We start from the raw sequence: 15,188 nt of genomic DNA, 5'->3' as shown, positions 1-15,188 counted from the left end.
TTCCTTGATAAATGGAAAATGATGCTTGATTTTAGCAAAGTGCGGTCAGTTTTAGAAATGTTTTACAGGAAAAGAAAAGGGCAGTGTTAATCTGCCCTTATTCGCTATCTATTTTTATTCTTTTGTTTCTTCCACTTTATCTTCTGGAAGGACAAGGTTAAGAATTAAGGCAAGTAATGAGCCTACGGTAATGCCTGAACCGAGCACTTCTTTGAAAAAGTGCGGTAATTTATCAAGCAATTCTGGACGAGTCGTCACCGCTAAGCCACAGCCAATAGAAATGGCAATGATTAAACCATTGCGTTTACTACGTGCGACTTTATCCAACATTTGAATACCCGCAGCGATAATCATCGCGAACATCATTAAGCCTGCACCGCCTAATACTGGTAATGGAATTGATACAATTAATGCACCGAATACAGGGAATAACCCCGCTAGCGCTAGAAGTACACCGGTTAGCGCAACCACGTGACGACTTGCCACGCCAGTTAAGGAAATCACGCCGATATTTTGTGAGAATGAAGAGAATGGCGTGGTAGACATAATGGCGGCTAAGGCTGATCCTAAACCATCGGCTAAAACCCCGCCGCGTAAATGTCTGCCAGTGATTTCGGTTTTGGTGGCATTACCTAGTGCTAAGAAGTTACCGCTTGATTCAACGATCGTCACTAAATAGGCGATAGACATACCGATAATGCCTGAAATAGGGAAGGCTAAACCAAAGTGTAGAGGTTGTGGAATCGCAAAAGTTTGTGCTTGTTTTACACCTTCAAAGCTCACCCAGCCCATCGCTAAACAGACGATATAACCAGTCATCATCCCAATAACGATGGCGGCTGCAGAGAAAATACCTTTACCCCATTGCACGAGAGCGACCACGATCACTAAGACAAAGCTCGCCATCATTAAATTTTCTGGCGTCGCATAATTCGCATCACCACGTTGACCACCTGCAAACCAGTCAACCGCAACTGGAATCAGGCTTAAGCCGATCATCATGACAACAGTCCCTGTCACAAGTGGTGGGAACAATTTACGAATATATGGCATGAAAAAACTGCCGATAATCATCACTAAGGAACCAATGAGAGAAGAGCCTAATATACCAGCGATGCCATATTCACTGAAACCGATGGCAAGTGCAGCAGCAACGAAAGTAAAACTGGTCCCCATTACACTTGGTAAACGAATACCCACAGGTCCTAATCCTTTACATTGGATAACCGTTACCACACCAGAAATTAAGAGTGCAGCATTCACTAGCGTAATGGTGTCTTCGGTAGGTAATTTTAAGACGTTACCAATGACTAATGGTACGGCAATAATTCCCCCTAGTGCAGCAAGTAAATGTTGTGCGGCAAGGAGTAAACTCAATCCGAAAGGTGGTTTGTCTTCCACCGTATAAAGCAGGTTGTTATTCATTTGGTTTCCCCAAGTAAAAAAATTGTGCGAATTATACGTTAATTTTTATTTCAGGCAAACGTTTGCGTAAATAAAATAAAAAAGTGCGGTTAAAAATCATCTTGTTTTTAACCGCACTTATTAGGTTTTAAAGGTTACATCCAGAAGATATAAGCAATTGTCCCGATAATTAGCATACAGGTTAAATCAATAAATTTACCCACGCGGATCATTTCGGATTGTTTCACAAAACCTGTCGAGTACACAATCGCATTTGGTGGTGTCCCGACCGGCATCATAAAGGCACAAGATGCCCCTAGGCCAATAATCATCGCAAAACCAAGTGGTGGCATATTCAGTGCTTGTGCGATGGAAATAAAGATTGGAACCAGTAAAGCAGCACTTGCTGTGTTTGAGGTAAACTCAGTTAAGCAGACAATAAAGGCGGCAACAATTAATGCCATCACATAGTAGTGCCCGCCTTCAATGATGAAGACGATACCATCCGCCATGATTTTGCTTGCACCAGAATGGGTAAGCACAGAACTTAAGGTTAAGCCGCCACCAAAAAGGAATAGCACGCCCCATTCTGTATTTTCTTGCACTTGTTTCCAACTTGCGATACCCGTTACACAAATGACAATCGCTGCGGAGAGCGCCACCATACTGTCAAAGCTGCCAATAGGTTTGGGTAAACCTAATGATTGAGAAATAATTGGGTTAAGGTACCCACCAAAAATCCACAGAATTGCTACAGTGATAAAAATGACCAAGGTTAAAACACGTTGTTTAGTCATGTGAATTTTTTCAAATTCAGCAGCAAAACGAAGGCCTAATTTGGGTTTAAATATAATATATAACCAACCAATAATAAGCGGGAATAAAATTAACATGACTGGCGTGCCATACATTAACCAGTCAGCAAAACCTAAATGAAGTTGGGAGGCTGCAATCGCATTAGGTGGACTTCCCACAAGTGTTCCCATCCCTCCAATGGTAGCACTATAGGCAATCCCTAATAACACGAATACGTAAGTATTGTGATCTTCATTACGATCTAACTGACTCAAAATAGTCATTGAAAGTGGGATCATCATCGCCGCCGTGGCCGTATTACTCATCCACATAGATAAAAATGCTGTTGCTAAGAAGAGGTAAAGCACCGCAACAAAGAGACGACCTTTCGCTAATTGCATGATTTTATTCGAAATCATTTTGTCAATTTTTTGCACATTTAATGCAGTAGCAAGGGCAAAACCACCAAAGAATAAGAAAATGGTCGGATCCGCAAAGGCAGCAAGCGCTTCACGACTATTAGCCAATCCTAACAGGACAGATAAAATGGGCACGAACAATGCAGTGATCGTTACACTGACGGCTTCGGTAAGCCATAAAATAGCTACAAACGCGAGTAAAGATAATCCTTTGTTTGCCGCAGGTTCAAAAGGAAGGGTATTAAGTAAAATAAAAAAGAGCGCGACATCAAAGAGGAATATAATGGTTTGTTTATTCCATGCTTTTCGTTGAGAATTGGTGACGGGGATTGATTGCATATTTCTCCTTATATTTTTTATGGCCGCCGATTCTAGCATAAGTGCGTTTAATCAGAAAATAGGGGAGTACTAAAAATTGATTAGTATTAAAACAAAGAGCGGTCAAAATCAGATATTTTTGACCGCTCTTTATTCGTGGAATATTTGTTTAACGAGATAAAATCGCTTTCACTTGCTTTTGTAATGTTGGAACTATCTCTTGTTCAAACCATGGATTTTTCTTGAGCCAAATTTGGTTGCGTGGAGAAGGGTGAACGAGAGGGAGAAAGTGAGGGAGAAAATCACGGAAATGGCGAACCGTTTCAGTCACATTAAGCTCATTTTCTGGTAAATAATATTTTTGTGCATATTGCCCGATAAGAATGGTGAGCTCGATATTGGGTAAGTTTGCTAAAATTGGCACATGCCATTTTTCTGCAAAGCCTTTGCGTGGCGGTAAATCACCCGATTTGCCTTTGCCTGGGTAATAAAAATCCATTGGAATAACTGCAAACATACCCGAGTGATAAAAGGTATCACGATCCACGCCCAGCCATTCACGCAGGCGATCACCGCTTTTATCATTCCAGTATAAACGACTTTCTTGGGCTTTAACTCCAGGTGCTTGTCCGACAATATTAATACGAGCGGTAGTTGGCGCGGCAAAAAGCGGTTCGATACTCTTTGCGGTAAAGGATTGATTATCGGGATCTTGCATGATGGATTGGGTAATCTGAGCAAGTGTTGGCATGGTATTTCCTTCTTTATTGAAATAAAAATAGCTCACTTTTGATGAGCTATTTTATCATAATCAATGTCGTGACATTATAGGTGTTTTACTCGACGTTTTACTTCTTCCTGCTTGCCCGCATTGAATGGACGAGCATCAGGGCTGCCGAGATAACCACAAACCCGTCGGGTTACAGAGACTTTTGCACTGTCATGATTACCGCATTTCGGGCAGACAAAACCTTTACTTGTGCAATTAAATTCTCCTGTGAAACCACATTCGTAACATTCATCAATTGGCGTGTTGGTGCCGTAATAAGGCACGCGATCATAGCTATAATCCCATACATCTTCGAGTGCTTTCAGGTTATGTTGAATGTTAGGGTATTCGCCATAACAGATAAAGCCGCCACTCGCTAATTCAGGATAAGGCATTTCAAAGTCTAATTTATCGTATGGATTCACTTTTTTCTCTACATCTAAGTGATAGCTGTTAGTGTAGTAGCCTTTATCGGTAACGCCTTCAATGACACCAAATTGTTTGGTATCTAAACGGCAGAAGCGATCGCACAAGTTTTCACTTGGTGTAGAATAAAGGCTAAATGCATAGCCGGTTTCTTTCTGCCATTGTTTGACTTCTTCACTTAAACGACGCACAATCGCGATGCCTTTTTCACGCAGTTGTTCATCGTCAAAAATATGTCCTTGTTTATACAGCGCATTGATAGTTTCGTGAATGCCAATATAGCCTAAAGAAATTGATGCTCGGCCATTTTTGAAAATATCGGCAACGTTATCATCAGCGTTTAATCGAACGCCGCAAGCTCCTTCCATATAAAGAATTGGCGCGACACGAGCTTTCGTATTTTCTAAGCGAGCAATACGGGTAAGCAAGGCTTTCTTCGCAAGGGCTAATCGTTCATCTAAAGTGCGGTAGAATTTTTCTTCATTTCCTTGTGCTTCAAGGGCAATACGAGGCAGATTTAAACTTACCACGCCTAAATTATTGCGACCATCATGCACTTCATGACCGTTTTCTTCATAGGCTCCCAAGAAGCTACGACAACCCATTGGAGCTTTGAATGACCCAGTGACTTTGACCACTTGATCATAGTTTAAAATATCTGGATACATGCGTTTTGATGCGCATTCTAATGCCAGTTTTTTAATATCATAGTTCGGATCTTGTTCGTTTTGGTTCACGCCTTTTTTAATAGTAAAGACCAGTTTAGGGAAAACAGGCGTTTTGTGATTTTTACCCAAACCACGAATACGGTTTTTCAAAATCGATTGTTGAATTAAACGCTCTTGCCAACTTGTGCCTAAGCCAAAACCAAAGGTAACAAACGGCGTTTGGCCATTTGATGTATGGAGCGTATTAACTTCATATTCTAGGGATTGAAACGCATCAAAACATTCTTTTTCAATTAGCGCTTTGGCATAACCTTCTGCATCCGGAATTTGCCATTGTGCGGCATTTTTCAGATGTTTCTCAAAACTGAGTTGAACATAAGGTGCAAGCACTTCATCAATACGATTAATGGTTGTACCGCCATAAATATGGCTAGCGACTTGAGCAATAATTTGTGCAGTAACCGCTGTTGCTGTACCGATAGATTTAGGCGGTTCAATTTCGGCATTACCCATTTTAAAGCCACGAGAGAGCATGCCTTTTAGATCAACGAGCATGCAGTTAAACATCGGGAAAAATGGCGCGTAATCTAAGTCGTGATAATGGATTTCCCCTTTTTCATGGGCCTCAACAACATCTCTTGGTAGAATGTGGCGTTTAGCATAATGTTTGGCCACAATACCGGCTAGTAAATCACGCTGGGTAGGGATAACTTTCGCATCTTTATTTGCGTTTTCATTAAGCAATTCTACATTGCTTTGTTCAATCAGCCCTTCAATTTCTTTAGTTAATTGGCTGCGTTTTTCGCGGGCAAGATCGCGATCGTGACGATATTCAATATAGGCACGTGCAATTTGTGGATACTTGCTTGTCATTAAGTGATCTTCAACGATTTTTTGAATCTGGTTGATATCAATTTCATGCTGGTAGTGACTAAAAATCTCGGTATTAATTCGCTGGCTCAGATCATGGATATAAATTTCGTCAACAATATTGACCGCACTTGCCGCTTTTTTGATTGCATTAGTAATACGTTGTAGGTCAAACCCAATTCGTGAACCATCACGCTTAATCACGAAGAAAGCATTCATTTTATGACTCCTATATAGGCTAACTTAAAAAAAAACGAAATCACTATATATAGTTTTATTAAATAGATCAACACACAATATGTAGTGTTATTTGTTTTTTTTTGATGGCTGAAATTAAGGTGAAAGCTTGCTAAATCTGGGAGGAAAGAGTGTTTTTGTTGATAATTATTCTCAAATTATTTTTTAATAATTTGATCTGAATCAAGGTTTTTGATAATAAAAAAACGGACGAAAAATCGTCCGCTCTTTTAGTCTTAGAAAAGAAATTAAGCTGCAACCATTACCATGGCTGGGCGAATCACTCGACCATTTAAGGTATAACCTTTTTGTAACACAGTGGTGATTTGATTCGTTGTAAAGCCTTCTGCTGGTTGCATAGAGATAGCTTGGTGAAGATCTGGATTAAAGGTATCACCCACAGCACCAACAGGCTCGACACCGAAGCGAGAAACCGTTGAGAGTAACTCTTTTAAAGTCAGCTCGACGCCATCAAATAGGGCTTTGATGTTTTCATCTTCCTTATTGGCAGGCGTTGCAAGTGCACGCTCTAAGTTATCAATAGTGTTTAAAATGTCTTTTGAGAATTTTTCGAGCGCAAATTTATGTGCTTTTTCGATGTCTTGTTCACTGCGGCGGCGCATATTGTCAATTTCAGCACGCGTGCGAAGCAATAAATCTTGCTCTTTTTTAGAGGTTTCTTCCACTTGTGCTTTTAGTTGTTCTTCAAGCTCTTGTACGCGGGCGATCGCTTCTTCTAACGGATCTTCCGTTGAGGTAGTTTCTTGCTGAACATCTTCAACAAGTTCTTCATTTTCATTTAAGTTTTGTGCTTGTTCTGACATCTTTTTCTCCATTTATCAAAAATTAGTGCTATTTTAGCAAAACTGAATTGCTATGTAATATAATGGCTAAAATTTTAAATTCAAGTGCGGTCAAAAATCAGGAAGTCTGTACTTGGGAGCAATCATAGTTATGGATGAATTAGTCAAATCATTTAAAACCATCGCCTTGATGGGAAAACCACGTCGCGACATTAATTTGCAAATGCATAAAAACTTGTATCAGTGGCTGAAAGAGCGAGGATATCAAGTTTTAGTCGAAAAAGAAGTGGGTGAAAAATTTGGTTTACCGGAAGAGGTGTTAGCAACCGTTGAAGAAATTGGAGAACAAGCTCAACTCGTGATTGTAATCGGTGGTGATGGCAATATGCTAGGGCGTGCTCGCATTTTGGCTAAATATAATATTCCAATGATTGGTATTAACCGAGGTAACTTAGGCTTTTTGACCGATATTGACCCGAAAAATGCTTATGCGCAGCTTGAAGCGTGTTTAGAACATGGTGAATTTTTTGTAGAAGAGCGTTTTTTATTGGAAGCTAAAATTGAACGAAACGGTGAAATTATCTCCAGTAGCAATGCCGTAAATGAGGCGGTGATTCACCCAGCTAAAATTGCGCACATGATTGATTTCCATGTTTACATCAATGATAAATTCGCGTTTTCTCAGCGTTCAGATGGTTTGATTGTTTCCACACCAACAGGTTCAACGGCTTATTCGCTTTCCGCAGGCGGCCCGATTTTAACGCCAAATTTAAATGCGATTGCCCTTGTGCCGATGTTCCCACACACACTTTCTTCTCGACCATTAGTAATTGATGGAGACAGTAAAATCTCAATTCGCTTTGCTGAACATAATACTTCACAGCTAGAGTTGGGCTGTGATAGTCAAATTGCGCTAGATTTTTCTCCTGATGATATCGTTCACATTGAAAAAAGCCCGCACAAGCTACGTTTATTACATCTAAAAAATTATAATTATTACAATGTATTAAGCACGAAATTAGGCTGGCTTAAAAATTTCTAATCCAAAAAGTTAAAAATCTCTTTACTGTATATTATATCAGTTATAATATATAGATATACAGTTAAGGAGATTTTTTATGCTAACCCAACTTACCATCAATAATTTTGCAATTGTTCGTCAATTAGAGATTGAATTGGCGAAAGGAATGTCTGTGATCACGGGGGAAACCGGCGCAGGAAAATCTATTGCTATTGATGCGTTAGGATTATGCTTGGGGCAGCGTATTGAAACCTCTATGGTTCGAGAAGGGCAGGAAAGAGCTGAAATCTGCGCCTCTTTTTTTATTGAACCAACGAACCCTGCTTATCAATGGTTGCAAGAGCAAGAATTGCAGGATTCTGATAATCCTTCCGATTGTATTTTACGCCGAGTCATCAATGCAGATGGGCGTTCTAAAGCTTTTATTAATAGCACGCCTGTATCGGCTTCTCAATTAAAAGAAATTGGTCAATATCTTATTCATATTAATGGGCAGCACGCTTCACAATTATTATTGAAAAATGACTACCAACTTCAGTTGGTGGACACATTTGCACATCACTATGATTTGCTCGCACAAATGCGAGAAGATTATCGCGCGTGGAAAAATCTTCAAACGCAAGTTAAAACCTTCCAACAAAAAGTTGCCGAAAATGAAGCGAAGAAACAGCTTTTACAATATCAAGTTGAGGAGTTAGATGAGTTTGCCCTTCGTCCAAATGAATATTTGGAATTGGAAGAGGATCAACGTCGTCTATCAAATAGCGAACAGCTGACACAGTTATCACAATCAGCCTTACAGCTACTCAGTGAAAATGAGACGGTGAGTATCGATTCGATGCTTTATCGTGCGACACAGTATATTGATGAGCTAAGTGAGTTAGATCCTCGCTATGCTTCCGTCCAAACAATGTTGAATGATGCACTTATTCAAGTGCAAGAGGCGACAAGTGAAGTGCAGCATCTTGCTTCTCATATTGAGCAAGATCCGATGTTATTACAAGAGATTGAGCAACGTTTAGGGCAAGCTTTACAACTTGCACGTAAGCACAATGTGAAGCCAGAAGAATTGGTGGAGTGGCATCAAAAATTAAAAGCAGAATTGACCGCACTTTTAGATTTTTCAGAAAGTGAAGAGCGCCTGATTTTAGAAGAAAAAGCCGCCTTTGAGAAAATGCAACATACGGCAAAACAATTACATGAAAGCCGTTGCCAAGCTGCAGGGAAATTAGCACAGCAGGTTACACATTCTATCAAAGGGCTTGCAATGGAGAATGCCGAGTTTTTCATTGAAGTGAATTCAGATTTAACTAAAGTGACGGCAAATGGGGCAGATAATATCGTCTTTACTTTACGCAGTAATCTAGGACAGCAGGCACAACCGCTAGCAAAAGTGGCATCAGGTGGTGAGCTTTCTCGTATTTCATTAGCGATCCAAGTATTAACGTCCGATCAATCGGCAATTCCAACGCTGATCTTTGATGAAGTTGATGTCGGTATTAGCGGTAAAACCGCGAGTGTAGTGGGTAAATTGTTGCGTCAATTAGGCGATAAGTGCCAAGTACTGTGTGTGACCCATTTACCACAAGTGGCGTGTCATGGGCATCATCAATTTAATGTTGAAAAATTTACTGTTGATGATAAAACAGAAACCAAAATGACCGCACTTTCTCAAGAAGAACGCGTTCCTGCTCTTGCAAGATTACTCGGTGGCAGTGAAATTACGGATCTTGCTTTAGCGAATGCACAAGAGATGTTGGATTTAGTCAAGTAAAATGAGGCAAATGAATGGGCGTTTTATAGTTCATTCAATGCATTAATAACTCGAATTTCGTCAAACTGCTCAAGTTGTTCTTGTCTAATTTCAATTTCTTGAAGTTGACCGGATTGTAGTAAATATTCCCTTTGTGTGCCTTTTAATAAAGGGGTATTCGGTGTGAACCATTGAGTTCCGTTTCTAAAGGCGAGATTACCAATAGAGCAGTCTGTGACAAATCCCTCTTTAATAATAATGATTTCATCAGCCTCTCCCTTTTGTGCAAATAAGGTATTGATAAGTTCACGGTCAGCATATTTGAGCGAATAATCAATTTCATTACAGACTATGGACTTGAATACACGATGTGTTTTAGGTGTATATTCAACGTATAAAATTTTGGTTTGATGAGCGTTGTAGTCAATTCGACAGCGAACAAGCTTATTATGTAGCTTCTTAGGTACTTGAATTAGATCTAAAAGATTAAAAAAAGTGATCGCACTTTTTCCATAATAAGTGATAAGGCTATGCTCATAGCGTGCTTGATGCAGAGCAATATTTTTAATTTTGCCATTTTCAATGGCGATGGTTTCAAATAAAGGGAACATTACTTTTCCTTTTGGATTGGAAGGTAAACTTTGGCAATCAGCTCTTGATATTCGTCTTCAAGTTGGCTTTGAATGGTAATGCCACCACCACTACGAAAATAAAATTTATCACCTCTTTGTTCAATAAAGCGAATTGCGACGGCACTATTTAGGTTTTCGCCATCAAAAATACCGAAAATTCCTGTGTAATAACCTCGTTCTTGCTTTTCAGCTTGTTGGATAATGGAAACCGTTTTTTCTTTAGGCGCTCCGCTGATTGAGCCTGCAGGTAAAAGTGTGGCTAATATTGAGCCAATTTTATTTTGCCAATTATCTTCTAATTCACCGTAAATTTCTGAACTGGTTTGTAGTATTTCGCCTTGTTCTGTGTAAATACTATCGATGTAGCGAAAACGAGATACTTTGATATTTTTGGCAACCATTGCAAGATCATTACGCATTAAATCGACAATGGTGTAATGTTCTCGTTGCTCTTTTTCATCCTTTAACAAATTAGCTTTGGCATTAGGCTGGCTCGCATCAATCGTTCCTTTCATAGGATAGGTGTAAATTTTGTTTTGTCGAATTTGCACAAAGGATTCAGGTGAAAAGCAGACAAATTGCTCCTTAAAAAGTAATTTATAAGGCGCCTCAACTGAATGGAAAATTTGGATTAAATCCCCATTTAATTTGATTTCGGTAGGATAAGTGAGATTGAGTAAATAGGAATTACCTTTTTGTAATTCGTGTTGAACAACATGAAATCCTTGTTCATATTGATGTAATGTAATGGGTTTTTTATCAATGATAGACAAAGCAAAGTGCGGTTGATTTTCAGTGATATTTTTTACGCCTTGAATATCCCAAATCAGCCCTTTTTCAGCGCTTTCATCAAAAGAACAAATAAGCGGTTTCTTCTGTTCAAAATCAATTAAGAAGAAAAAAGGTTGGCGTAATGCACCATAAGTATTAGCTTGCTGAATAAATGTTTGCATGGCTTGTAGATAAAAAAATAAAAAGGATTTTAACGCAGAATCGCTATAATGTTGAAATGAATTTAGTCACCGAATTATGGCACTAGCCCGTATGAAAAAAATTTTAGTTATCAATAACCATGATTCTTTTACTTATAATTTAGTGGATCTCATTCGCCAATTACAGGTGCGTTTTGATGTTGTAAGTGTTGAAGATTTATCATTAGATTGTGTGGAAGGTTATACACATATTTTAATTTCTCCAGGACCAGATGTTCCAAGTGCGTATCCACAACTATTTGCGATGTTAGAACGGTTTTATCAAACAAAGTCCATTTTAGGTGTTTGCTTAGGACATCAAACCCTTTGTAAATTCTTTGGCGGAGAACTTTATAATTTGTCAAGTGTGCGACATGGGCAGAAACGGCGCTTGAAAGTGCGGTCAAATTCAGGCTTATTTTTAGGGCTTCCTGCCGAATTTGAGATAGGTCTTTATCATTCCTGGGCAGTACAAACTGAGAGTATACCAGAGACATTAGAAATTACAGCTGTTTGTGATAATGAAATCGTGATGGCAACACAGCACAAAAATTTACCTATTTTTTCTGTGCAATTTCATCCTGAGTCTTACATGTCAGAATTCGGTGAACAAATGTTACAAAATTGGTTAAATTTCAAAAATACTTGATGGAAATGCTTGCAGATTATCCAAAAATACGTATTATAGACGTCTATACGTCAATACATCTAAAAAAGAAGAGAACTTATGTCTAGCTATTTATTTACTTCTGAATCTGTTTCAGAAGGACATCCAGATAAAATTGCCGATCAAATTTCTGATGCGGTACTTGATGAAATTTTAAAACAAGATCCTAAAGCACGTGTGGCTTGCGAGACCTATGTCAAAACAGGGATGGCGTTGGTCGGTGGTGAAATTACCACATCAGCATGGGTTGATATTGAAAACCTTACACGCCAAGTGATTTGTGATATTGGTTACAAACATTCAGAGATGGGCTTTGATGGAAATTCTTGTGCCGTATTAAATGCGATTGGTAAGCAATCATCTGATATTAATCAAGGCGTGGATCGTGAGAATCCATTAGATCAAGGTGCGGGTGACCAAGGGATTATGTTTGGTTATGCAACAAATGAAACCGAAGTCTTGATGCCTGCGGCGATTACTTACGCCCATCGTTTAATGGAAAAACAAGCAGAAGTGCGTAAAAGTGGCAAATTAGCATGGTTACGACCTGATGCGAAAAGCCAAGTGACCTTAAAATATGAAGATAACAAAATCGTGGGTGTGGATGCAGTCGTCCTTTCAACACAACATAGTGAAGAAGTCTCACAAAAAGAAATTTATGAAGGCGTGATGGAAGAAATCATCAAGCCAATTCTGCCAAGCGAATGGTTATCTCAACAAACAAAATATTTCATTAACCCAACCGGTCGTTTTGTGATTGGTGGTCCAATGGGTGACTGTGGTTTAACGGGTCGTAAAATCATTGTTGATACATATGGCGGTGCAGCTCGTCATGGTGGTGGTGCCTTCTCGGGTAAAGATCCATCAAAAGTAGACCGTTCAGCCGCTTATGCCGCGCGTTATGTGGCCAAAAATATTGTTGCAGCAGGTCTTGCAGATCGTTGTGAAATTCAACTTTCTTATGCAATTGGTGTGGCAGAGCCAACGTCGATCATGGTAGAAACCTTTGGTACAGGAAAAGTATCAAACGAAGTATTGGTTAAATTAGTGCGTGAATTCTTTGATTTACGTCCTTATGGTTTAATTAAAATGTTAAATTTAATTCAACCAATCTATCGCCAAACTGCCGCGTATGGACACTTCGGTCGTGAACAATTCCCATGGGAAAAAGTAGATCGTGCAGAAGAATTACGTGCAGCAGCTGGTCTAAAATAAGTAAATTAAATGTATATGATAAAAACCGCTAATTTAGCGGTTTTTGTTTACTGAACATGATGATGTCATCTCAAACTCAGTTTCGGCATTTAAAAATGCAGGTGCAGCGCAAACTTGCAGAGACATTACAATTGGCTGAAAATCACTTTCAACGAACATTTTCTGTTCCGACAATTAGTTATGAATTGCGAGGAGTTAAGGCTGGTGTTGCCTATTTACAGAAAAATGAGATTAAATTTAACCGCACTTTGCTACTTGAGAATTCAGATGAATTTATTCGTCAGGTAGTTCCACACGAATTAGCTCATCTTATTGTGTATCAAGTATTTGGTCAGGTGAAACCGCATGGACAGGAATGGCAATCGGTGATGACACAGTTATTTAATCTCCCGGCTGATACTTGCCATCAATTTGATGTAGAGAATGTACAAGGCAAAATGTTTGCTTATCAATGTGAATGTCAGACTCATTACTTAACGATTCGGCGGCATAATCGTATTCAACGCGATAAAATTGCTTATTTATGCCGAAAATGTTACGAAAAATTGGTTTTTCATAGTGAAAATTAATAAGCAGTATGGTATATTTTTAGTGTTTTCAATCAAATAACAGGGGTTATCCAATGAAAAAATCATTATTAGCTATCGTTGTCGGAGCATTAGCGGTTGCTTCAACTGCAAATGCAGGTTTATATGCAGAAGGCGATCTTGGTCTTTCAAGAACTAAATTAACCAATGGTGGTTCAAGCAAAACTAAAATTGAGCCACGTGTTGCAGTAGGTTACAAATTAGGTAATGTACGTGTAGCAGGTGATTATACTCATCACGGTAACTTCCAAGGCACTAAAGTTCAAGGTTTAGGCGCGACAGTATTCTATGACTTCGATACCAACTCTCAAATTGAACCTTATGTTGGTGCTCGTCTTGCGGCTAACCGTTTCAAATTTGAAGACCGCGCAGAACAACGTTATAAAAGCTCTTCTGAAACCAAAGTGGGTTATGGTGTAGTTGCGGGTGCTAAATATAAATTAGCAGACAAAGTGTATGCAAACGGTGGTTTAGAATATAACCGTTTAGGTAGCTTTGATGATACTAAAGTGAATAACTATGGCGCTAAAGTAGGTGTAGGTTACGAATTCTAATTTCCCTTTTGAAAAGTGCGGTTGATTTTCACCGTACTTTTTTCTTTTGGGTATAAAAGTTTGTATCGTGTTAATCTATTTGTGATTAATTCATGTAGCAGTTAAAATCCTCGTTCTAAATGAAATCGAGGATTTTTTATTTTTAGAGGTGAGAATATGGTTATCGTTTATGGTATTAAAAACTGCGATACAGTGAAAAAAGCGTTGAAGTGGTTAACTGAACATAATATTGAACATAAATTACATGATTACCGAGTTGATGGATTAGATGCTCAGTTCTTGCAACAAGCAGAAGCACAATTTGGTTGGGACAATTTAGTCAATAAACGTAGCACAACGTGGCGTAATCTTGATGAAAAAGTGAAAAATACGCTATCAAAATCTACCGCACTTTCCGTATTAGCTAAAAATCCAACGTTAATTAAACGCCCGATTATTTTACAAGATGAAAAGGCATTGATTGGCTTTAACGAAAAAGAATATATCGCAGCATTTAAGTAGAAGGATTTATTTTTACTGTTTATCTACTTATTAGAACTACTAATTTTGATTAAAAAAGAAAATATAAAAATGAATAATGAACAACAAAGTGAACAGCAAAAAGCTATACGACGTTTTTTTATTGGGAGTTTTTTTATTGCATTATTGTGCGCTGCTGTCGTTGATTTATTTCTTGCTTCAATGGATCACGGCTCAGATGACGTGGTATGGGTATTTTTTTATACTTTTTTTATCGTATTTATACCTAGTGCGATTACAACGTTTGTTTTTTACATCACTCAGGAAAAAGCAAGTAGCTACTATTCGCGGTATTTGTTACTGGCATTTTTGATGCCACCCTTTTTAATTCCGATCCTGACCACATTATTCGATTTGATTTATTTAAACAGTTGGCATGATGCTATTGATACGCTTGTAGAGTATTATCTAACGCACGGTATTTTGGCTTGTATATTGGGAGTAGCTCAACTGGTGTTAGCACAAGCGTGTTTTATAAAAATATGGGACACACAGTAACCTCTTAACCTTGTTCTTTATTAAAGCTGGAGGCTTTCTTATCTGCTTATTAGAGTTATTAA

15 protein-coding genes are annotated in these 15,188 nt (G+C 38.7%); 8 read left to right on the top strand and 7 right to left on the bottom strand.

Going from position 1 to position 15,188, the window contains the following annotated elements:
• Window positions 1–114: 114 nt before the first annotated feature.
• The 5 genes from RDV53_RS00615 to grpE form a co-directional block, all read right to left on the bottom strand.
• Window positions 115–1,425, bottom strand: a complete 1,311-nt coding sequence (locus RDV53_RS00615) for a nucleobase:cation symporter-2 family protein (RefSeq protein WP_005696495.1) — start codon at window positions 1,423–1,425, stop codon at window positions 115–117.
• A gap of 134 nt (window positions 1,426–1,559) precedes the next feature.
• Window positions 1,560–2,957, bottom strand: a complete 1,398-nt coding sequence (locus RDV53_RS00610; RefSeq protein WP_049375762.1) for a DASS family sodium-coupled anion symporter — start codon at window positions 2,955–2,957, stop codon at window positions 1,560–1,562.
• 148 nt (window positions 2,958–3,105) lie between these two features.
• The gene (locus RDV53_RS00605; RefSeq protein WP_005696493.1) at window positions 3,106–3,687 is read right to left on the bottom strand and encodes a uracil-DNA glycosylase family protein; all 582 of its coding nucleotides are present in this window, start codon (window positions 3,685–3,687) and stop codon (window positions 3,106–3,108) included.
• Window positions 3,688–3,761: 74 nt separating this feature from the next.
• Window positions 3,762–5,888: an anaerobic ribonucleoside-triphosphate reductase gene (gene nrdD / locus RDV53_RS00600; RefSeq protein WP_005696492.1), complete on the bottom strand. Its 2,127-nt coding sequence runs from the start codon at window positions 5,886–5,888 to the stop codon at window positions 3,762–3,764.
• 266 nt (window positions 5,889–6,154) lie between these two features.
• A complete protein-coding gene (gene grpE / locus RDV53_RS00595) occupies window positions 6,155–6,730 on the bottom strand; it encodes a nucleotide exchange factor GrpE (protein ID WP_032804004.1) in 576 nt (191 codons plus the stop codon).
• Between the two features lie 130 nt (window positions 6,731–6,860).
• Between grpE and RDV53_RS00590 the strand changes: the two genes are divergently transcribed.
• Together RDV53_RS00590 and recN are read left to right on the top strand one after the other, a co-directional pair.
• Window positions 6,861–7,751: an NAD(+) kinase gene (locus tag RDV53_RS00590; protein WP_005696488.1), complete on the top strand. Its 891-nt coding sequence runs from the start codon at window positions 6,861–6,863 to the stop codon at window positions 7,749–7,751.
• A 76-nt stretch (window positions 7,752–7,827) separates the two neighbouring features.
• Window positions 7,828–9,504, top strand: coding sequence for a DNA repair protein RecN (gene recN / locus RDV53_RS00585; RefSeq protein ID WP_005696487.1), 1,677 nt, complete (start codon window positions 7,828–7,830; stop codon window positions 9,502–9,504).
• 23 nt (window positions 9,505–9,527) lie between these two features.
• Here the strand turns inward: recN and RDV53_RS00580 are convergent, their stop codons facing one another.
• Together RDV53_RS00580 and RDV53_RS00575 are read right to left on the bottom strand one after the other, a co-directional pair.
• The gene (locus tag RDV53_RS00580) at window positions 9,528–10,094 is read right to left on the bottom strand and encodes an aminotransferase class IV family protein (protein WP_005696486.1); all 567 of its coding nucleotides are present in this window, start codon (window positions 10,092–10,094) and stop codon (window positions 9,528–9,530) included.
• A complete protein-coding gene (locus RDV53_RS00575; protein WP_005696485.1) occupies window positions 10,094–11,068 on the bottom strand; it encodes an aminodeoxychorismate synthase component I in 975 nt (324 codons plus the stop codon). Before RDV53_RS00575 ends, RDV53_RS00580 begins: the two co-directional genes overlap by 1 nt.
• A gap of 91 nt (window positions 11,069–11,159) precedes the next feature.
• On the opposite strand from RDV53_RS00575, the gene RDV53_RS00570 reads away from it, so the two are divergent.
• The 6 genes from RDV53_RS00570 to RDV53_RS00545 all read left to right on the top strand — a co-directional run bounded on the left by RDV53_RS00570 (window position 11,160) and on the right by RDV53_RS00545 (window position 15,126).
• A complete protein-coding gene (locus tag RDV53_RS00570) occupies window positions 11,160–11,735 on the top strand; it encodes an anthranilate synthase component II (RefSeq protein ID WP_521689239.1) in 576 nt (191 codons plus the stop codon).
• A 78-nt stretch (window positions 11,736–11,813) separates the two neighbouring features.
• Window positions 11,814–12,968 (top strand): methionine adenosyltransferase, encoded by a 1,155-nt coding sequence (metK, locus tag RDV53_RS00565; RefSeq protein WP_005696483.1) that lies wholly within the window; start codon window positions 11,814–11,816, stop codon window positions 12,966–12,968.
• Between the two features lie 56 nt (window positions 12,969–13,024).
• Entirely contained in the window at window positions 13,025–13,537 is a 513-nt protein-coding gene (locus RDV53_RS00560) for a SprT family zinc-dependent metalloprotease (protein ID WP_005696481.1), read from the top strand.
• 53 nt (window positions 13,538–13,590) lie between these two features.
• Window positions 13,591–14,109, top strand: a complete 519-nt coding sequence (locus RDV53_RS00555; protein WP_005696480.1) for an opacity family porin — start codon at window positions 13,591–13,593, stop codon at window positions 14,107–14,109.
• Window positions 14,110–14,265: 156 nt separating this feature from the next.
• Window positions 14,266–14,610 carry an ArsC family reductase gene (locus RDV53_RS00550; protein WP_005696479.1) on the top strand — a complete coding sequence of 115 codons (345 nt, stop codon included), beginning with the start codon at window positions 14,266–14,268 and terminating at the stop codon, window positions 14,608–14,610.
• Window positions 14,611–14,679: 69 nt separating this feature from the next.
• A complete protein-coding gene (locus RDV53_RS00545) occupies window positions 14,680–15,126 on the top strand; it encodes a hypothetical protein (RefSeq protein ID WP_032822690.1) in 447 nt (148 codons plus the stop codon).
• Window positions 15,127–15,188 lie beyond the last annotated feature (62 nt).

It is taken from the genome of Haemophilus parainfluenzae ATCC 33392, from assembly GCF_031191205.1.
GTDB classification, from domain to species: domain Bacteria; phylum Pseudomonadota; class Gammaproteobacteria; order Enterobacterales; family Pasteurellaceae; genus Haemophilus_D; species Haemophilus_D parainfluenzae.
Note: the sequence above shows the minus strand (reverse complement) of the source record. Positions and strands in the feature narration are given on the sequence as shown.